Consider the following 18324-nt stretch of genomic DNA (forward strand, 5'->3'; position numbering starts at 1 on the left):
AAGGGTCTGTAGACATTTCATAAATGGCTTGCGCTGTAGGCTAAAACTGAGCAGATCAGGCATGAAACGCAGGGAATAGCGAGACTATTGCCAAGTTTCATAACGCAATCTGAGAAAGTTTTAGCCACAGCCTTAGCAAAAACAAGCACTGCTTTGTTTGCAGTGCAAGGCGCAGCGAAGGACAAGCATATTTTTTTGCTGCTATTTCGTTATGAGTCAGTCATTTAGAATGACTAAATTTCCTGCCTCATGCCTTATATCAGTTAAAAAATATGCGTAGTCGCAAACATAGACGAAGTGTCTACAGCCCCTAAATCTCGACAATAAAAGTAACGCTTAAAAAATGTAACAAGAAGAGAGATTGACATGGAAACAGTTCAACCGAAGTCAGGTCTGACTTCAAAAATTATATGGCTTTTGGTCGCTATATTGGGTGCAGTATCTTTTGGGATATTGGCAGTCAGTAGAGGCGAACACGTCAATGCAGTCTGGTTAGTTTTAGCTGCGGTCTGTGTCTATAGCATTGCATACCGCTTCTACAGTTTATTTATTGCCACCAAAGTATTTGAGTTAAATGAGCGACGCTTAACGCCCGCACATCGTTTGGCTGACGGTTTAGATTATGTGCCCACCAATAAAAGTGTGTTATTTGGTCACCACTTTGCCGCGATTGCAGGTGCAGGCCCTTTAGTTGGGCCTATTCTTGCAGCACAAATGGGTTATTTACCCGGCACGATCTGGCTTTTAGTCGGGGTGGTGTTGGCAGGTGCAGTCCAAGACTTTTTGGTTTTGTTTATTTCTACACGTCGTGATGGGCGTTCTTTGGGAGAAATGGCAAAACAAGAGTTGGGTTCATTTGCTGGTGTGATTGTCATGCTGGGTGCGCTGGGCGTGATGGTGATTATTCTTGCTGTACTCGCTTTGGTTGTCGTGAAAGCTTTAACCAATAGTCCGTGGGGCGTATTTAGTATTGCAGCCACCATCCCAATTGCGATTTTCATGGGCATTTATATGCGTTTTATTCGCCCGGGGAAAATTGCTGAGGTTTCCATTATTGGTTTTGTCCTGATGATGATGGGTATTATTTATGGTGAAAATGTTGCACAGCATCCATTCTGGGGGCCTTTATTTACTTTAAGTGGCACAGAATTAACGTGGTGTTTAATTGCCTACGGTTTTATTGCTTCAGTTTTGCCAGTGTGGTTGTTATTGGCGCCACGTGATTATTTATCGACGTTCTTAAAAATTGGTGTTATTGCGGGTTTGGCTGTCGGGATTGTGTTTGCAATGCCTGAAATGAAGATGCCTGCGGTGACCCATTTTATTGATGGTACAGGGCCAGTATTTGCGGGTTCATTGTTCCCATTCTTATTTATTACCATTGCCTGCGGTGCGATTTCAGGTTTCCACGCCTTAGTGTCTTCAGGTACGACGCCAAAACTAGTCAATAACGAAAAAGACATTCGGATGATTGGTTATGGCGGCATGTTGATGGAGTCTTTCGTGGCGATCATGGCAATGATTTGTGCCACGGTGCTAGACCCAGGCGTGTACTTTGCCATTAATGCACCCACTGCAGTTTTAGGTACAACGGTGGAAAGTGCAGCAGAAGCGGTACGAAATTTAGGCTTTGTAGTGACTCCTGAGGCTTTAACCATTTTGGCAAAAGAAGTCGGTGAAAGCTCGATTCTGTCACGTACGGGTGGTGCGCCAACGTTTGCAATTGGTATGGCACATATCATCACCGAGATTTTTAATAACCGCTCAATGATGGCATTCTGGTATCACTTTGCCATTTTATTTGAAGCCTTATTTATTTTAACTGCAGTAGATGCAGGCACACGTGCTTGCCGTTTTATGGTGCAAGATACTGTAGGTATTGTTATTCCTGCAGTGAAAAATTCACATAACTTCTTTGGTAACTTGCTTGGCACAGCAGTTGCGGTGGCTGGTTGGGGCTTCTTCGTCTATCAAGGCGTGGTCGATCCTTTAGGCGGTATTAATAGCTTATGGCCTCTATTTGGTATTGGTAACCAAATTTTGGCAGCGATGGCGCTCATTTTAGGTACAGTGATTCTGTTTAAAATGAAAAAAGAAAAATATGTTTGGGTGACGATTATCCCTACAGTTTTCTTGTTCATTACTTCAATGACTGCAGGTTGGCAAAAGATTTTCCACGACAATCCCAAAATTGGTTTCTTGGCGCAAGCAGATCGTTTCAATGCTGCAATTCAACGCAATGAAATTTTAGCACCTGCAAAAACAGTGACTGAAATGCAAACCATTGTCATGTCCAATCAAATTAATGCCGTGTTATGTGGTTTCTTTATGATTGTGGCATTTGTGATGTTGTTCGCTGCCATTGGGGTGATTCGTCGTGCCTTGGCAAGTCCAACACCAACTGTACATGAAGCTGAAGCGATTTATCGTGATCCTGAAACGATTCAGCCGAATAGTGGTCATTAGGAGTGAGCACATGATTAAGCTTAAATTTGCCCAACAGGGTAAAACGGTGATTTACAACATCATTAAAATGACCATCATGTCGCAAAAGGATTTGATTCTGAATCCGAAAAACTGGTCGCGTATCGCTACTTTATGGCAGCGTTTGCAACAAAGTTTTCGTTTAATGGTCGGTGTACCCGATTATCAGAATTATTTGGAACACATGCGTAAGCATCATCCAGATTTAGAAGCCATGGATCCGAAGACTTTTTATCGCTACTGTGTCGATGCGCGTTATCCATCGGCAAAAGGTGGTTTGAAAAAGTGTCCGTGTTAATCCCGTATCACGATGGAAACGTATAGAGATACGAGCTGTTTAAAACTTACTTTTTTAGGCAGTTTAGAATATCTCGAGGATTTCTTTGGAAATTTAGCAAAACGGTGTATGTTTAAACATGCGCCGTTTTTTATTGGGGATAAGGGGATTTACTGTGATTTGGGGTACAGAAAAAGTTCAAAAACAACAACTGACGCAAGCGCAGCAACAGCTCAATGCACAGATTGAATCTTATGCTGGAAAAATTCAGGCTTTTTTGACTGAAATTAATACCATTATTTTAGATAAAGAACAGCAGACCAAATTGGCGTTAAGTTGTTTGTTGGCGGGCGGGCATGTGCTTTTTGAAGATTTACCCGGATTAGGTAAAACGACTTTATCGAGTGCCTTATCGCACTTGGCGGGTCTGCAATTTCAGCGTATTCAGTTTACCAATGACATGCTGGCCAGTGATGTGATTGGCGTGAATATGTTTAATCAAAAAGAACATCAATTTGAGTTTAAGCAAGGCCCTATTTTTACCCAAATTTTATTGGCAGATGAAATTAACCGTTGTTCGCCTAAAACCCAAAGTGCCTTGTTGGAAGCGATGGAAGAAGGCGCGGTTACGGTGGATGGTGTGCGTTATAGCTTGCCGCAACCTTTTTGGGTGATTGCCACACAAAATCCACTGTTTCAAAGTGGTACTTATGCGCTGCCAGAATCACAGCTTGATCGTTTTTTAATGCGTCTGTCTTTGGGTTATCCATCGCGTTTTGCTGAAAAAATGTTGCTGCAACAAAACTCCAGACATGCGCTGATTGCCAGTTTGGCCCATATTTTTACTGAAACAGAAATTTTAAATTTACAGCAATTGGTCACGGAAATTTATGTGTCAGATACCGCGCTAGATTACTTACTCGACTTAGCCACAGAAACCCGTAAAGCGCGTCACGGATTATCTACCCGTGGTGTTTTGGCATTGAAAAAAGCAGCACAAGCACATGCTCTAATTGAGCAACGTAGTTTTGTCACTGCCGATGATATTCAAGCGGTATTTGTGGCAGTTGCTGCACATCGTATTGGATTGAGTGAGGCAGAAACTTTGCATGTGATGCAACAGGTTAAAGTGAGTTAGTACACGCATGTTTAAGCAGGCATGGCAAAACTGGATCAAGACACGTTTTAAGTTTGATCGACACAAAACCTTAAAACAAAAAGATATTTTGGTTTTTATTTACCAACAGGGTTATCTGTATTTAGTGCTGATTTTAATCACGTTTATTGCAGGTGTGAATTATGGCAATAACCTGATTTTAGGCTTTTGCTTTTTGATCAGCGCCATTTTATGTATCAGCTTTTATTTGACCTTTAAGCAGTTGCATGAATTAGAGATAGAAATTGTGACTACTGAAGTTGGGCAAGTGGGCGAAGTATTGCAATTACAATTGCATTTCAAACAAGAGGTCGCGCAGGCACGTTATTTATGGATTAAAGCCAATCATCAATTAGAAAAGGTTCTTATTCAAGACACCCAGCAGCAGTATGTATTGACATTTTTTGCGGAGCAACGTGGGCAGTTTAATTTCCCTCATTTACACATTTATTCGGTTTATCCTTTTGGCTTGGTACGTGCGTGGACTTATTTGAATTTGACACGTACCGCGTGGGTTGCGCCCAAAGCCGCCATGTATAGCGCAGAGAATAAACAGCATCAACACAGCTTTCAACCTGATTTAGACGAGTTTCGTGAGCTGCGTGATTTTCAATTGGGCGATTCTTTGCAAGCTGTGTCGTGGAAGCAAGCGGCACGAGGGCAAGGCTTATATGTCAAAGTTTTTGAACAATATCAGGATCAACAGAGTATCGACATTCACTATGAACACATGCCTGCACCGACCCACGAAGAAAAATTAAGTTTGATTATGGGTTTGGCCGAGCAATGTGAACAACAACAGTTGAATTATGCGATGTTTTTGCCACATGCGACCCTTGAAAAAGGCGTAGGTGAGCGGCAGTTGAAACAGGCAAAAATTCTTTTGGCACAGGCTTGATGATCATGCACAACTCAATTCAGCAATCTATTTTGCTTAGCCTGATCTTAATTTTGGCTGCTCACATACTGTTTAGCCCTGTGGCATTGAGCGTCATTTTCGCCATCATGTTGTTGCTGTTGTATCGTCACTATAAAAACAAGACAGTGCATATCTCTAAAGTTTGGACTTATGGATTGACCTGCTGTGCCTTAGCCAGCATTTATCTGAGTTATAAAAGCCTGATTGGCGTAGAGGCTGGTGTTGCCTTATTAAGCACCTTTTTGTTTGCCAAAGCTTTAGAAAGTCATACCCAGCGCGACCTGATTATTTTATTTAATTTTGCGCTCTTTGTGAGTGCCAGTTCATTTTTATACAGCCAAAGCATGTGGATGACCGTGTTGGTCATTCTATGTTTAATCAGTTGTTTAATTGGGTTATATCGGATTCAAAAAAGTGCATTTTCAGATTATGCGTCGCGTCATTCGAGCAGCCAAGATGCAAAGCATGACCTTAAAAATGTCGCCAAGTTTATCGCATACGCTTTGCCATTCTTTTTATTATTGTTTTTATTCTTTCCACGTTTACCGCCATTGTGGCATGTACCTATTCCTGATGCCAAAGGCGTGACAGGTATTAGTGACACGATGTCACCGGGCGATATTGCCGAATTATCACAATCTTCTGCTTTGGCATTTCGTATTGTGGGGAATATGCAGCAACTGCCGCCACGTTCAAAACTATATTGGCGGGCGATGGTACTGGATCAATATGATGGTCGCACATGGACAAGCAATTTTAGCAATCAACAACCCGTTCAGGCAGCACAATTACAGCCAGAGCAAGTCGATTTTCAGTATCAATATATTGCAGCAGATCCACGTGTACAGTGGATTATGGCACTAGAAAAATCTGTACCGAATCAACACGGCTATGTGTTACGCCGTGATTGGAGTATGGTGCCACAGCGTCAAAATGGTCGGATTCAACCGATTGCTTTGCAGTGGGTTGGGGAATCCGCACGTATTCAAGGGGATGATGCACAGAACGAGCGTTATCGACGCTTTAGCCAGCGTTTAAATGTTCAGGTACAGACGCAATCTGACCCAAAAGCTCAGCAATTTGCCCTGCAGATGTTTGCTCAAAGTCAGCAACAACCTGAACGCTACGTGCAGAATGTATTGCAGTGGTATCGCAATAATGGCTTTAGTTATACCTTAAAACCTGGAATGCTCGGACAAAACCGAGTCGATGAATTTTTATTTCAGAGTAAGCAAGGTTTTTGTGAACATTATGCCTCAAGTTTTGCCTTATTGATGCGTTATGTCGGGATTCCAGCGCGTGTAGTCGTGGGCTATCAGGGTGGGGAACTTGCACCCGATGGACAAAGCTGGGAAGTACGACAGCAAGATGCACATGCTTGGACAGAAGTGTTGCTCAATCAACAATGGGTACGCATAGACCCGACAGCCATCATTGCACCTCAACGTATAGATGATGGTATGCAAAACCTAATGGCAGATGATCGGGCCGTTTTGGGTGCTGACACACAAATGTGGCAATACCAACATTCTAATTTTATTCGTTCTTTACGGGTGTGGAGTGATTATGCAAGTTATCAATGGCAAAGCAAGGTCGTGGGTTATGATGCCGAGTCACAGCGTCACTGGTTTGGACGCTTAGGGCTGCACTCAAACTATGCTTTGGCAGCGGTGTTGGTTTCAAGTATTCTCATGATCTTAGCAGGGTATTTTGGCTGGATTTTTTGGAAAAAACGTCAGCAAGGTTCTCGCATAAATCGTGCCTTAGACAAATTTTCTAAAAGATTGCCCGCTCAGTTGCAAAAACAGGATGCAGAAACAGTGAGTGTGTGGATGCAGCGTTTAGCAGCGCAGGTAGATGCAAATGAACAAGAGGCATTTAAGCGTTTAGGCGTGTGCTATCAACAATATTCTTATGCGCCTGAACATGACCGTGTTTCAGAGCAGGTGTTTTTTGATTTGCTTAAAACTTGCTCGGATGTGTTGAAAAAACACAGAAAGGACTTGTCTTAAAAATCAAAACTGAATATGATGCGAAGCACTTTAGGCGTATAGCTCAGTTGGTTAGAGCGCTACGTTGACATCGTAGAGGTCTCCAGTTCGAGTCTGGATATGCCTACCAAAATTAACTGTTAAATCAGTATATTAAAGCCCACCTTGAAACGTGGGCTTTTTTATTCGGGGTTCTTTCGGGGTATTTTCGGGGTATTAAATTATTACGTACTGTTGATAAGTCCTCAATTAGAATTTAAAAACTATAATTAACGATAGCTTACCCGTTCCGGTTTTGGCGCTTCATGACCTTCCAGATAGTGATCTGTCATCTTCACAGTGGCGTGTCCAGCCAGTGCCTGTGCATACTTTTTTCCATACTTTTGAGTAATGTTATAAATACCCAAAGCACGTAGGTCATGCAGTGATGGCCGTTCATTTGGTTCCAGATGATCATATGCACCAGACAGGTCCCGATACTTCTTAAACTGTTTTGTCAGGTGGTCTTCAGTCACTGCAAAAGGATGCAGTTTAATATTCCGGTTGTGTGCGGTAATACGCTCTGGACGTGTAGCAATGAGGAAAGGGCAGCGTAGTCTCATTGAGTGCTCAATACACTGCAAAATCACTTCTCTCAATTCTGGATGCATATCCACTTCAATAAATACCGGCTTGTCATAATTCAGTGATTTATGCTGTAGCACAGTCATGGTGTTGTCTTTGATATTAATGCTGGACCGTTCAATCACCACCAGATCGGCACGCCGTTGAATAGAATGAATGGCTAGATCAATCGCAAGTTTTAACCATGATGGGCATATTGCCTTAATCACTTCAATCGATTCATTTGAATGTCGGGTTCGAGTCTTTTCTGGGCGTATCGGTTTTAAAGTCTTTTCAGCAATATTTTCATGTGCCCATCCATTCGCGACAAAATACTTCCAAATGTCGATTAATTGGGAACGGTGTTTTTCTGCCTGAAAATCGGTTTGCTGTTTTAAAAACTCCGAAATCATTAATAGGGAAATATCTTCACAATAATACTGATCCCACATTTCGTGATATTTGCCGATATTCGCCGTGATAATTTCCAAAGTGTTTTTGGCATATTTCTTTTTGGGCAAATGAATCTTTTCATATTCAGCCAGCGCCTGGGCAAATGTCGGGATGGTCGATTGCTTTTGTGCTTTTTCTACTGACGTTAGAATTTTGGAAACAATATCAGGGTTACGCTCGAGTACAGCATTTAATGCCTGGGCTGCTTTGATGGCCTCAGCCTTATCTTTACCCAGTGATTTTCTTTGTCCATTCGGCAGTAGGTAGCGGTAATAAACCGTACCATTTGCCTTCCTATCCACTTCAACGTGGGGTGGTAGATCCAGATTACCCACAGTACGACCACGTGGAGCCATATTAAATCTCCGCTAAAATTCGGTCAGCAATAGAGTTCCCTGTCTTCGGTGGTGTTTTTAATTCCACCTTAGGAACTTCAGTTGTATAAAACAGTGGTGCACCCCATGACGTGCATTCAACGTACCAGTGCGTGCCGATTTTCTTTCCACTTAACCAGCCACGTTTGATATGGCTGATTAAAGTTTCACGGCATGGGCGTGACTCTTCATCCTGCCAATATCGTTTAGAAAATACGCCAAGCTTGATACGTTGAATATTATTCGTCATCTCAAGAAAGCTCCTCTGAATTGTCTTTGCTTAGTTTGACTGTGACTTCTGCCTCACCATGAGTTACTCGCAGTGTTAAATCCTGTTTTCCGTCATCTTGCCAGGTGAATGTCTTCAGTTCATCTCCTTGAGCCTCAAGGCCGAAGTTATCCAGTGTTTGGCGCATCGCCTGTAAATGATCAGCAAGCTCTTTCATGCACTCTTGGATCCGGTCAGCAGGAACTTTCAGAAAGTCGCCAAGCTGCTCAATTCGGTATTGATTACTCATGGCCTTGCTCCTGTGCTGCAATTTCTTTACTGGTGGCATGTCTAATATGCTTTAACAGGATTAAGCCAACGTCACATAAACCAAAATCAACTCGGCAATAAGGATGTCCACTATCAAGTTTTATATGGTCTATAAAATCACCAATAGATCCTGTAATTTCATAAATAACCCAATCACCTTTTTCAAATATATTATGCTGACGACGATACTCAAGAAGTTCACCACCAAGCTCAGGACGTGTGAACTTTGTTCCTGTTGCTTTAATCACATAAGGAAAGTCATCAGCAAGCAATGTGTTTTTATATTCGTGGAGTGCGCAATCATAACCACCAAACTGCTCTATTAGACCCATTATTAATTCTCCTGCGCTGCTTCGATCATGGCTTTACAATATTCAGCCGCTTTTTCTGCATCATCTTTAGAGTTGAAAAACTCCCAACTACTAACATCTTGGTTTTCACCATCCCAAACTTTAGTTGCGTAGAGTGTGTTGCTTTCTGTGACTATGTATTCCTTATGCTCAACTTCTTGAACATCACCTACATCCATATCACACAACCAGTTATCAGGCTCATCCATCCAAAGGGATTCACCCTCATCTAAATACCAGTGTTCTACTGATTTTTTAGCAACTAAAACAAACCCTTCAGGAACCGCTTGGGCTTTGGCTGCTTGCCATGTGCACCAGCTTGAATTAATTTCATTCAGGGCTTCGCTATATTCCTCACCCCATTCAATTAGCTCATAAACATTTTCCAATTCGTTATATTGAATATTCGGCAAATATTTGAAATCCACACCCTGTGAAAGCAGGTGTTTTTCATGAGCAATTTTTTCTTTCTGCAAATCCATCACGCCTCCAAATGCTCTCTAAACTCTGTGTATAGCTGTGCTGCTGCCTTATTCAGTCTGCCGTCAAATGTGCTTTGGTTGCTTTGATCTGATTTTCGTATTCAGCGTCACAAGCCTTTAAGCTCATGGCCATAAAACCGAATACGCATGTAGCCAGTACTGCAGATGCCGCAACATCAGAAAGGATTTTTTTGAAGCGAAGTGATAGGCGCTTTTTATTTTGGCGCCGTATCAGCATTTCTACTAACTTGCTATGGGATGTGTTTTGTTTCATACTTATCTCGCTATATGCAGGCCCCGTAGTTGTCCAGACCGTCGGGGCTTTTTGTTGTCCACGAGATAAAATATACCTGTGAGGTAAATAAAAGTAAATACCTGTGTGGTAAAATTATTAAAATATTTTTTTACTTGTATGGTAAAAATTGTTATTTTTTTAGCATAGACAAAAGAAAACCCACCGCTGGGGTGGGTTGGTTGGAGCTTTTTTACGCAATATTGAGGTTTAGTTGTTGGGTGGGGATATCAACTGACTTAATGGAAGGGCCGTAGATCATTACTTCTGAGCCTTTCATTTTATGAAATGCACTATAATTCAATACATAATCATCTTGCGCATATCCAGTATAAATATCTTTAATTTCTTGACAGTTATCATAAGAAACTATCCAGTTTGTTTTCACTGAATCCAGCGCCTTTCGTATTTGAACATGATCTTCATGCATATAGAAATTTCTATATAAACCTTGGCCTTTGACATAATATGGGGGGTCAAGATAGATAAGGGAGTTTGGGGGCAGTAAGCTGTCGACTTCATTTAAAAGCTCAACTGCATCCTTATTGTAGACATAAATATTTTTAGCAAACTTGCCAATCATTTCTATTCGCTTAATAAGATCCACTTTATTAAAACGAGCATCCAGCTTGTACACGCCAGATTGAGCCTTTCCACCAATGACGCCACCTTTCAAAATTCCAGAACGATTAGTTCGGTTAAGGAAGAATGTAGCAAAACCATGCTCAAGGGTTGAATGAATTTCAGGACTAGCTAAGACTTCTTTTTGTTTAAACCATTCCTCTATGGTTACATCAGTATCAACTACTTTCTTTAGAAAACTTTCAGTATCTTCAGTAATGCTTTTCCAGAAATTATAAATTGCTACATCAAAATCATTGATATGAATATTTTTGCAGTAATCATTAAATAATAAATCTAGAGCAACACCTGCTCCTCCCGCATATGGTTCGAGATAATCACCTGAAAGGCTATTTGCCTCCATAAGATCCTTAACAAAGGGAGCAAATTTACCTTTTCCACCAGGGTAGCGTAGAGGAGTGTTAAATCTTTTTAACAAAAATATTTACCTTCAGCGCAACAACTAGTTTGTTAATATGGAATTGTCTTGACATACAAATGCAATACTCATTTGTAGATCCTTGCAAAAATTATCGACCTGATCAGTATTTTCCTGGCACCAACTTTCAATTATCTTAGCATTTTCGATAAAGCTTTTGTGTATATTAAACCAATACTTCATCTTATCTCTGATTTTTGGAAGCTGTGAATTATCATATTTGCGGTCAGGAATAGGCAGTATTGTATTTTGAATATAATCAAAATCATATGCTCCATCATTAATTTTAAGAATGTGTTCCCAGAATGGATCTTCACTATCATAATTGGCAATTTTATCTTTAAGAAAATCATATATTATTTTCTCTGGATTTCTGTCTATAGATGGAGTGTTTTCATTGAAAGATTTATCTGAGGGAAGTGGGCAAAATTGTTTATGCTCAATAATAGCCTTCCTGTTCTTCTCTTCAGATAAGATATCATTATCAGGTACTATCACCACAGTACTAAAGTATTTATCTGCTTTAATTAAATTCATTAAACTAGAACAACCCACTTTTAAAGAAAGCAAATCCAGTTCCGTACCATAAAGTGCCTTAAAATCATTAATTTTTTTAAAAGAAAATATTTTCTCTAGGAAAAATTTTCCTTCATCATCTTCTAGGTATATTTTTACCTTTGGTGTTCTTGGAAAAGCAAGGTCAGGATCTTTACTTTGCGATAATTGATTGTTCTTTATTCTCAAATAGTTTGGATTTATTAATATTTTGGGGGCTGGTGTATTATGAAGGTATACAACAGTGTCTTCCACAATCCCTTTTTCTATTTGAGATTCTGGTACGGTTAAAATATGTTTAAAAATAGTTAGAGAGTGAGTTGTAAAAACAATTTGTAAGTTTAACCTTCTAGCTTCTTTTTTTAATAAATGCATTAATCTAATTTGTGCAATGTGATGTAATCCTGCATCAATTTCATCAATAATTAATAGTCCGCCAGGATATGCATCCATTTCACGCTTTAATTTTTTAAATGATGCTAAAGCTGTAAAAATACTACTAAGAGAATCTTGGCCTAAGGAAATTGAAAAAGTATTATGTTTTAAAGAGGGTAGTTTTGATCTTTTCTTTGATCCTTTAAAGTCATGATCAATAATAGGATCTTCTGTAGAAGAAACATCAAAAGTAATTACATCTTTAAATAATTGATGAATATAGTTTTTATCTGCTTCTTCTATATTTCTAACTTTAGTAAGTCGTATACGATCTTTTTCATACTCTCCAATTGGGGTCATTCGACTCATTCCAAGGTAGAGTGTTGGCAGAGGAACTTTTGCTGATTCACCAATTTTTAATTCTGTTCCTAGTGGCTTATTAAGTGTGCGAGGTACAACTTTTAAACGAGTAATTAAATTTCCTTCTGAGTCTTTATCAGAATGTCGTGAAACGCTGCATCTTTTAGTAAATTCAATATCATCAAATAAATAAGTTATATCAATGTACGACTTATCTTCGATTTTTTCTTTATAATCATCATTTTCATCTAAATGAAAAAGTTCTTGGAAGTTGGCTTGAAATAAAGCATTAAAATAACTCTTATACTGAGAAGACCTAATTCCACTACAATTAGCTATAAGACCTAAAATTGTCGATTTTCCAATGCCATTTAATCCTCCAATAACAGTAATCCTGTCAGAAAAATTAATTTCTAACTTCTGTAACTTTCTAAATTTATTTTCACCAAATTTTATTGATTTAAGTTTGATACTCATACTTTTCTCAAAATACACATAATTGCACTCTATATCCCGATACAATCCACATACTTACCCAAGCCGCATATAGCGGCTTTTATTTCTTTTTTTCTTCAACCATTTTTTGACCCAACTTTCCCTCATTGCATAGCTGGATCAATTGCTCATTAGTAAGCACAGGGATGAAATGAAGGTCGCCAATTTCTTCTGAAAGAATTTTAACTTCTTCAGGGCTAAGTGTTAGTGACTCGTTATCAGCTGCAGCACTGTTAATACGCTCTATGATTTGATTCATTATTTGTTTTGGGTGCATACCTGTTCTCCTAATTAGTCGCATACAAGTGGAATCTCTAACTTATGTCTACTTGGTGGAATAATCTCTACAACAGGAACAATATTCTCTACTTCAGACATATCAAAGGTGATTCTTTCATTTCCATTTACAGCTAAAACATGAAGAACTCCACCAGAAACACCAATATATTCTTTAATTGTTCTGCGGCCATCTTTTAGTTGCACCTCGACGAATTCTGTAATTTGAGGTTCTGCATCAGGATCACACACAAGGAACCATCCATTTCTTACAACAGGGTACATGGAGTCACCAGTACCTTTGACTGCATAAGCATATTTTCCTGCAGTCAATGACGGTACATAACCATCACCACCATTTCCATCGTATCCCATATCAGAAAAATAACCATCTAATCCCATTTTACTTAACGACTTAACGGGTACCCAACGTCCCGTAAGAGTGTTTGTATGTTTGTTGTTTTCAGCAAGTGATTTATGTTCAATGGATTGATCTAAGTAACCCTTCGGCTTATTAAACGCCTGCTCAATTTTTGCCGCAGTTTCATCACCGATATTTTTTGTTGGGTTTTTACCAATATATTGACTCAATAAGTTATATGACATCCCCACCTTTTCAGCAAAATCAGCCCTACTTAGACCAGACTCATTCATTAAAGCTCTTGTGTTGGTGAGCCTAATTTCATGTATTTGCATCAAGTCAACCATCACGGTGTCCATATTCAATTCGCTACCCTTAAATCTACCTATTAGGTAGAAAAAATAAATACCCTGATAGGTTGAATAAATTTTACCTGCAAGGTATATTTATATTTAATTTACCTATTAGGTGTATTTATGGTCACACTCTATCAATACTGGAAAGAACTTACCCCAATTGAGCGTAAGAAATTCTGCTCGGATGTAGGAGCTTCGTATAACTATATGGAATCGCATCTCATCCATGGGCGAAAAAAACCAAGCATGGAAAAAATTCAGGCAATTGTTGATGCAAGCAATGAAAAGCTTACACACAAAGGATTGTTTGAGTTTTTTCTAAACAGGGAATCAGCCGCTTAAATCAATTATCAACCAATTGATTTTATTTAAACACGTTCAAAGGAAGCCTAAATGAACATCTTAGATGCGGCATATCACACGGTGCATGACTACCTAGGTGGGGCAAATGCTCTAGCGCCAAGACTCGGTATCAAAAGCCCAGCCGTGCTGAACAGCAAAGTGAATCCAAATACGGATACCCATCACATTACGCTTGCTGAAGCTTCAAAACTAATGGGAATCACAAACGACTACCGTATTTTGCATGCACTTAATGCAGAGCACGGAAAGGTTGCAATTGATTTACCCAAAATTCCCGAATGCCGAGATACAGCACTGACTGAATTGGTGTTGAACATGGGAATCAGTGGCGGTGACATTCAATCGGTTTTTAAAGAAATGATGCTCGATGGTCGTATTACGCGCGGTGAAGCGGTGGATATGTCACGAGTCATAAACAAACTGCACAAGATATTGGCTGAACTGGATGCCAAGGTACACGCTTGTGTTGAAGGCAAAGAAAAAGCCTGATGGTTGAGATCAGGCTTTTGTATTCAAAACTTAGAGGGAATTGAATGAACACAAATTTAGCACATGAACCACCACTACCTCAAGGGCAAGTAGTTCATTTCCCAAAAAATGAGCGCAAAGCTATGTCGAATAAAGAAGAGCGCTACACCAAGATGCCTAACATGTTAATTGATAGTCGGATTATGGCTCAGTTAAACGATAAGGCATTTAAGTGTTTAATGTTTGTCATGCGCCAAACCATAGGGTTTGATCGCGCATCACACCCAATTGCTATTACTCAATTTCAAAAGTATTGCGGAATTAAAAAACGCGACACGGTTATGTCATGTATTCGCGATCTGGAAGAACTTGGTTTGATCAAAGTTGAGAGAACAACAGGCTGTCTAAATGAATATTTATTCACTCCTGACCAGTACCGCGAAAAGGGACTAGTACCAAATGAGGGTAGTACCCTTAAAGGTGATGGGACTAGTACCGCCAAACGGGACGGGACTAGTACCGCGAAAGGTGACGGGACTAGTCCCGTTGAACGGGGCACTATTAAAGAAACACTTAAAGAAACATTTAAAGAAAACTTTAAAGAGAGAAACACGCAGCAAAATCCAGTAGATCAGGTATTGAATCTCTGGACACCAGATTTACATTCTTTGAATTCTTGGTTGCAACGATCAGGTGAATTGCCAATGACACAAGATCAAGTGAATCAGGTTTTGCTGGAGGTCAATGCGCATTACGAGCAAAAGTTTAAATCTGGGCTGATTACAGAAACTCAGATGTATTCAAATTTTGTGAAATGGATTAAGCGAAAGTTTTCACGCAATACAAATACCCATCAATACAAACAAAGCCAAGTTAGCACTTCACGCAACGTCAACGACGCATGGGGCGATGTAACTCAGTATGCGCCTTGCTCAACTGACGATATCGATTTGGGGAACCTTGTATGAACTCAATTGCAGCTGTATCAGGATTTAATTTCCAAGTGAGTAGTGACATTTGTCCCATCCACAGTGAACTCAAAATCAAAGCAGGGAGTAGTTTAATTTGTGGAACCTGTGCCAAAGAAAACGTGATTCAAGGCAACCTTGAACACCAAAAAGCAGTTGATGCCATGGTGCGTAAAAAACACTTTGAAGGCGCTAGACTCCCAAACCGACATGCCAAAAGCGGTTTCAATGAGTACATCACTCACAACGATGGCCAACGAAATGCTAAAGCGCTTTGCGTGAAATACACCAAGGATTTTATTGCAGGTCATCCACGTAATTTGATCATGGTTGGGCGTACTGGCACAGGTAAAACGCATCTGTCTTGCGCCGTGGCTCGAAACGCTTTGGACAAGGGCAAATTTGCAAGATACATCACATCTGAAGACATGGCGGCAGAAATTGCCAATGCATGGACTAAGCCTGATGACACCGAAGCACAAGCCGTTTATCGATTCACTGAGTATGACTTACTGATTTTAGATGAATACGGTTTGCATGATCGGCACGAGAACAGACTGCAGCTGGTGCACAAAGTGCTGTACGCACGTTATGACGAAGGCAAGCCAACAATGCTCATTTCAAATTATACGTTAGAAGAATTGCGCAAAGATTTAGGTGATCGACTGTGGTCCCGTTTTCAACATGATGGGTTGGATGTTGTGGAATGCAACTGGGCAGATCAGCGGGTAGGGGGTGCAGTGTGAGCAAAACAGTTGAAGATTTCTTAAAGAATGGCGGGGATATTACACAAGTTGAAAGTGTGATTGATAAAACAAAGAAGCTCACATTTGAAGATCAGTTAAATATTTTGCTTTTCGCATGCTATGCAACTCAGTTATTCACTGTGAAAGATATTCAAGAAGCCGTTATTGATGCACATAGGGCAACCGTTTATAGCCAACTGCAAAATTTTGTTGAATGGCGTTATTTGGAGCGTGTTTCAGGTAGTCACTACAAGGCAACGCAGTACGCAAAAGACATCATGAATGTTGAAAGGGAGTTGAAAGCATGAATTTAACAATCGAACAGATGCGGAAAATTGTGGATGGGGCGCCTGAGTGGGCTAAGGCATACAACACAAAAATGAAAATGTACACGAACGGATTTATTCGATGCTCAAGCGATATTTTTCTTGATGAGCTTAAATCCCAAATTGACCAGCACTACTACGGACGCAGCGAGGCAGAAGAATTGGCGGCTTATGCAGAATTAAGCCAAGAGAAAATTGAAGGTGGTGCAATGCTGGTCGGGGATTTCAGTAAGACTCAAAAGCGAATTCAATCTGTGTTTGAAGATGACCGCACCGACTATGTAAGTGATATTCGCAACCACATATCGCCGATGACGATTGTGCGGGGTGATTTATGAGTGATTTTAAGCTTTGCCCAGTTTGCCAAGAACAGTCAGACCAGTGCCTGTCTTGTGCTTCTTATGTTGTGGATGGTGAGCGCATTTACTACGAGAAGTTGAAGGATTTTGGCGCTACTAAAGATCATGAAATTCGATTTATTAATCGCATTCAAAAGCATCGCGTAACAGCATTTTTTCACAATGGGAAGCTGTATATACCAAGTCGTCAAGGTAGATCGGTTCCTTTAGTTATTGGTTTGCAATGGGATGCATGGCAAGAGCAACAAGCCATCATCGACGACCTGAAAGCCCAACTAAACAACATGGAGGCTTGTTATATCGAGATGAAGAAGCAGGTTGAGGCTGTTGATGCTGTTTTGATGAATTGGAGAGATGAATATACGGAGTTCGCACATCAGCATGAATGCACCGTAGATGCAGTTTTGAGAACCTGTATTGCGGAGCTTGAGCAAGCCCTGCGAGGTGCCAATGACTAAAAAAATACTCATTGGTATAGATACGGGAGTAAACACCGGTTTCGCCGTTGCTATTGATAGTGGCAACGGTGGAGACCTGCAAAAAGTTGAATGTGTATCTATTACTCAAGCTATGGCCAATATTACTCAGTTAGTTGCTGAGCATGGGAAAGAAAACTTAAAGCTTTATATCGAAGATGCAAGGTTACGAACATGGTTTACAGGTGGTCGAGAAAAAGCCCAAGGCGTAGGGTCTGTAAAGCGTGATGCACAAATTTGGGAAGATTGGTGTAAAGAGCAAGAACTGAATTACATCATGATTCATCCAAAAGCAAATGCCACAAAAACTAAAGCAGATGTATTTAAAAAAAGAACAGGTTGGGTAGGTCGTACAAACGAGCATGCTCGTGATGCAGCAATGCTGGTTTTTCGCCGTATAGCTAAACACTAGATAGGGTTTGATATGGAAAGTATTGATGATTTGAATGGAGATTTAAGAAGTATTGCTGAGGTCATTGGTCGACATAATGCGCTTTATCTTGTCAGCCAATGCCCGCGATACAAAACAGAAAAACGTGCAGGACAGGGGCAATTATTTCTTTATGTGCCAACACTGAAAAGGCTCGAAATGAATCATTTCCTTGTAAAAACTCTTGGGTATCTAGATGCGGAAAAACTCTCAAAAGAATTTGGCGGGGAGTTGCTTGTATTGGCTCAGTGTAAGCAAATCATTTTGAAAACACGCGACAACGGTATTCGCCAAATGATGAAGTATGGCTTTGGGGTTCAAGAGCTTGCGAATATTTTTAATGTAACCGAAAGAGTTGTTTCAAGAGTCTACGGAACAGAGTTAAGCAACCAGCAAATGACTTTTAAATTGTGAATAATGAAAAATAATCT

Annotated in this window: 24 protein-coding genes and 1 tRNA gene; 15 read left to right on the forward strand and 10 right to left on the reverse strand. The window is 40.2% G+C overall.

What is annotated here, in order from left to right:
- Window positions 1-366: 366 nt before the first annotated feature.
- From HX743_RS02805 to HX743_RS02830, 6 genes are all read left to right on the forward strand, one after another.
- The gene (locus HX743_RS02805) at window positions 367-2466 is read left to right on the forward strand and encodes a carbon starvation CstA family protein (RefSeq protein ID WP_004971612.1); all 2100 of its coding nucleotides are present in this window, start codon (window positions 367-369) and stop codon (window positions 2464-2466) included.
- A 10-nt stretch (window positions 2467-2476) separates the two neighbouring features.
- Complete coding sequence (locus HX743_RS02810) at window positions 2477-2782, forward strand: YbdD/YjiX family protein (protein WP_171324790.1); 306 nt, start codon at window positions 2477-2479, stop codon at window positions 2780-2782.
- Window positions 2783-2939: 157 nt separating this feature from the next.
- Window positions 2940-3899: a MoxR family ATPase gene (locus HX743_RS02815; protein ID WP_178318525.1), complete on the forward strand. Its 960-nt coding sequence runs from the start codon at window positions 2940-2942 to the stop codon at window positions 3897-3899.
- 7 nt (window positions 3900-3906) lie between these two features.
- A complete protein-coding gene (locus tag HX743_RS02820; protein ID WP_178318442.1) occupies window positions 3907-4815 on the forward strand; it encodes a DUF58 domain-containing protein in 909 nt (302 codons plus the stop codon).
- Window positions 4816-4820: 5 nt separating this feature from the next.
- The gene (locus HX743_RS02825) at window positions 4821-6848 is read left to right on the forward strand and encodes a DUF3488 and transglutaminase-like domain-containing protein (RefSeq protein WP_178318443.1); all 2028 of its coding nucleotides are present in this window, start codon (window positions 4821-4823) and stop codon (window positions 6846-6848) included.
- A gap of 32 nt (window positions 6849-6880) precedes the next feature.
- Window positions 6881-6957, forward strand: a tRNA-Val gene (locus HX743_RS02830).
- A 139-nt stretch (window positions 6958-7096) separates the two neighbouring features.
- On the opposite strand, the gene HX743_RS02835 is transcribed toward HX743_RS02830, so the two are convergent.
- From HX743_RS02835 to HX743_RS02880, 10 genes are all read right to left on the reverse strand, one after another.
- Window positions 7097-8239: a phage integrase Arm DNA-binding domain-containing protein gene (locus HX743_RS02835; protein WP_109291591.1), complete on the reverse strand. Its 1143-nt coding sequence runs from the start codon at window positions 8237-8239 to the stop codon at window positions 7097-7099.
- A gap of 1 nt (window position 8240) precedes the next feature.
- Window positions 8241-8507, reverse strand: coding sequence for a hypothetical protein (locus HX743_RS02840; protein WP_178318444.1), 267 nt, complete (start codon window positions 8505-8507; stop codon window positions 8241-8243).
- Between the two features lies 1 nt (window position 8508).
- Window positions 8509-8775, reverse strand: coding sequence for a hypothetical protein (locus HX743_RS02845; RefSeq protein WP_178318445.1), 267 nt, complete (start codon window positions 8773-8775; stop codon window positions 8509-8511).
- Window positions 8768-9127, reverse strand: a complete 360-nt coding sequence (locus HX743_RS02850; protein ID WP_178318446.1) for a hypothetical protein — start codon at window positions 9125-9127, stop codon at window positions 8768-8770. The genes HX743_RS02845 and HX743_RS02850 overlap by 8 nt, the downstream gene beginning before the upstream one ends.
- A gap of 2 nt (window positions 9128-9129) precedes the next feature.
- Complete coding sequence (locus HX743_RS16325; RefSeq protein ID WP_250316193.1) at window positions 9130-9627, reverse strand: hypothetical protein; 498 nt, start codon at window positions 9625-9627, stop codon at window positions 9130-9132.
- 52 nt (window positions 9628-9679) lie between these two features.
- Window positions 9680-9901 carry a hypothetical protein gene (locus tag HX743_RS02860; protein ID WP_178318447.1) on the reverse strand — a complete coding sequence of 74 codons (222 nt, stop codon included), beginning with the start codon at window positions 9899-9901 and terminating at the stop codon, window positions 9680-9682.
- 211 nt (window positions 9902-10112) lie between these two features.
- Window positions 10113-10979 carry a DNA adenine methylase gene (locus HX743_RS02865; RefSeq protein ID WP_250316194.1) on the reverse strand — a complete coding sequence of 289 codons (867 nt, stop codon included), beginning with the start codon at window positions 10977-10979 and terminating at the stop codon, window positions 10113-10115.
- Window positions 10980-11003: 24 nt separating this feature from the next.
- Window positions 11004-12746: an AAA family ATPase gene (locus tag HX743_RS02870; RefSeq protein ID WP_178318448.1), complete on the reverse strand. Its 1743-nt coding sequence runs from the start codon at window positions 12744-12746 to the stop codon at window positions 11004-11006.
- A 79-nt stretch (window positions 12747-12825) separates the two neighbouring features.
- Window positions 12826-13041, reverse strand: coding sequence for a hypothetical protein (locus HX743_RS02875; RefSeq protein WP_178318449.1), 216 nt, complete (start codon window positions 13039-13041; stop codon window positions 12826-12828).
- A 14-nt stretch (window positions 13042-13055) separates the two neighbouring features.
- Window positions 13056-13748 carry a LexA family transcriptional regulator gene (locus tag HX743_RS02880; protein WP_178318450.1) on the reverse strand — a complete coding sequence of 231 codons (693 nt, stop codon included), beginning with the start codon at window positions 13746-13748 and terminating at the stop codon, window positions 13056-13058.
- 129 nt (window positions 13749-13877) lie between these two features.
- Here HX743_RS02880 and HX743_RS02885 point away from each other — a divergent pair, with 129 nt between their 5' ends.
- The 9 genes from HX743_RS02885 to HX743_RS02925 are packed head-to-tail and all read left to right on the forward strand — an operon-like array spanning window position 13878 to window position 18307.
- A complete protein-coding gene (locus tag HX743_RS02885) occupies window positions 13878-14099 on the forward strand; it encodes an XRE family transcriptional regulator (RefSeq protein ID WP_131261419.1) in 222 nt (73 codons plus the stop codon).
- Window positions 14100-14150: 51 nt separating this feature from the next.
- Complete coding sequence (locus HX743_RS02890) at window positions 14151-14609, forward strand: phage regulatory CII family protein (protein WP_178318451.1); 459 nt, start codon at window positions 14151-14153, stop codon at window positions 14607-14609.
- Window positions 14610-14653: 44 nt separating this feature from the next.
- On the forward strand, window positions 14654-15556 hold the full coding sequence (locus tag HX743_RS02895) for a replication protein (protein ID WP_178318452.1): 903 nt from the start codon (window positions 14654-14656) through the stop codon (window positions 15554-15556).
- The gene (locus tag HX743_RS02900; protein WP_178318453.1) at window positions 15553-16302 is read left to right on the forward strand and encodes an ATP-binding protein; all 750 of its coding nucleotides are present in this window, start codon (window positions 15553-15555) and stop codon (window positions 16300-16302) included. The genes HX743_RS02895 and HX743_RS02900 overlap by 4 nt, the downstream gene beginning before the upstream one ends.
- Window positions 16299-16610 carry a hypothetical protein gene (locus HX743_RS02905; RefSeq protein WP_178318454.1) on the forward strand — a complete coding sequence of 104 codons (312 nt, stop codon included), beginning with the start codon at window positions 16299-16301 and terminating at the stop codon, window positions 16608-16610. Before HX743_RS02900 ends, HX743_RS02905 begins: the two co-directional genes overlap by 4 nt.
- Window positions 16607-16966, forward strand: a complete 360-nt coding sequence (locus tag HX743_RS02910) for a hypothetical protein (RefSeq protein WP_178318455.1) — start codon at window positions 16607-16609, stop codon at window positions 16964-16966. Before HX743_RS02905 ends, HX743_RS02910 begins: the two co-directional genes overlap by 4 nt.
- Window positions 16963-17445 (forward strand): hypothetical protein, encoded by a 483-nt coding sequence (locus HX743_RS16330; RefSeq protein WP_250316195.1) that lies wholly within the window; start codon window positions 16963-16965, stop codon window positions 17443-17445. The genes HX743_RS02910 and HX743_RS16330 overlap by 4 nt, the downstream gene beginning before the upstream one ends.
- Window positions 17438-17875, forward strand: coding sequence for a hypothetical protein (locus HX743_RS02920; RefSeq protein ID WP_178318456.1), 438 nt, complete (start codon window positions 17438-17440; stop codon window positions 17873-17875). Before HX743_RS16330 ends, HX743_RS02920 begins: the two co-directional genes overlap by 8 nt.
- A gap of 12 nt (window positions 17876-17887) precedes the next feature.
- The gene (locus HX743_RS02925) at window positions 17888-18307 is read left to right on the forward strand and encodes a Mor transcription activator family protein (RefSeq protein WP_178318457.1); all 420 of its coding nucleotides are present in this window, start codon (window positions 17888-17890) and stop codon (window positions 18305-18307) included.
- Window positions 18308-18324: the final 17 nt, after the last annotated feature.

The sequence above is a fragment of the Acinetobacter sp. Swhac1 genome (assembly GCF_013390985.1).
Lineage (GTDB): Bacteria > Pseudomonadota > Gammaproteobacteria > Pseudomonadales > Moraxellaceae > Acinetobacter > Acinetobacter towneri.

Coding starts and splice junctions, on each gene's coding strand:
- HX743_RS02805 (WP_004971612.1), top strand. CDS start 367: ATGGAAACAGTTCAACCGAAGTCAGGTCTGACTTCAAAAATTATATGG.
- HX743_RS02810 (WP_171324790.1), top strand. CDS start 2,477: ATGATTAAGCTTAAATTTGCCCAACAGGGTAAAACGGTGATTTACAAC.
- HX743_RS02820 (WP_178318442.1), top strand. CDS start 3,907: ATGTTTAAGCAGGCATGGCAAAACTGGATCAAGACACGTTTTAAGTTT.
- HX743_RS02825 (WP_178318443.1), top strand. CDS start 4,821: ATGCACAACTCAATTCAGCAATCTATTTTGCTTAGCCTGATCTTAATT.
- HX743_RS02835 (WP_109291591.1), bottom strand. CDS start 8,239: ATGGCTCCACGTGGTCGTACTGTGGGTAATCTGGATCTACCACCCCAC.
- HX743_RS02840 (WP_178318444.1), bottom strand. CDS start 8,507: ATGACGAATAATATTCAACGTATCAAGCTTGGCGTATTTTCTAAACGA.
- HX743_RS02845 (WP_178318445.1), bottom strand. CDS start 8,775: ATGAGTAATCAATACCGAATTGAGCAGCTTGGCGACTTTCTGAAAGTT.
- HX743_RS02850 (WP_178318446.1), bottom strand. CDS start 9,127: ATGGGTCTAATAGAGCAGTTTGGTGGTTATGATTGCGCACTCCACGAA.
- HX743_RS16325 (WP_250316193.1), bottom strand. CDS start 9,627: ATGGATTTGCAGAAAGAAAAAATTGCTCATGAAAAACACCTGCTTTCA.
- HX743_RS02860 (WP_178318447.1), bottom strand. CDS start 9,901: ATGAAACAAAACACATCCCATAGCAAGTTAGTAGAAATGCTGATACGG.
- HX743_RS02870 (WP_178318448.1), bottom strand. CDS start 12,746: ATGAGTATCAAACTTAAATCAATAAAATTTGGTGAAAATAAATTTAGA.
- HX743_RS02875 (WP_178318449.1), bottom strand. CDS start 13,041: ATGCACCCAAAACAAATAATGAATCAAATCATAGAGCGTATTAACAGT.
- HX743_RS02880 (WP_178318450.1), bottom strand. CDS start 13,748: ATGGTTGACTTGATGCAAATACATGAAATTAGGCTCACCAACACAAGA.
- HX743_RS02885 (WP_131261419.1), top strand. CDS start 13,878: ATGGTCACACTCTATCAATACTGGAAAGAACTTACCCCAATTGAGCGT.
- HX743_RS02890 (WP_178318451.1), top strand. CDS start 14,151: ATGAACATCTTAGATGCGGCATATCACACGGTGCATGACTACCTAGGT.
- HX743_RS02895 (WP_178318452.1), top strand. CDS start 14,654: ATGAACACAAATTTAGCACATGAACCACCACTACCTCAAGGGCAAGTA.
- HX743_RS02900 (WP_178318453.1), top strand. CDS start 15,553: ATGAACTCAATTGCAGCTGTATCAGGATTTAATTTCCAAGTGAGTAGT.
- HX743_RS02910 (WP_178318455.1), top strand. CDS start 16,607: ATGAATTTAACAATCGAACAGATGCGGAAAATTGTGGATGGGGCGCCT.
- HX743_RS16330 (WP_250316195.1), top strand. CDS start 16,963: ATGAGTGATTTTAAGCTTTGCCCAGTTTGCCAAGAACAGTCAGACCAG.
- HX743_RS02920 (WP_178318456.1), top strand. CDS start 17,438: ATGACTAAAAAAATACTCATTGGTATAGATACGGGAGTAAACACCGGT.
- HX743_RS02925 (WP_178318457.1), top strand. CDS start 17,888: ATGGAAAGTATTGATGATTTGAATGGAGATTTAAGAAGTATTGCTGAG.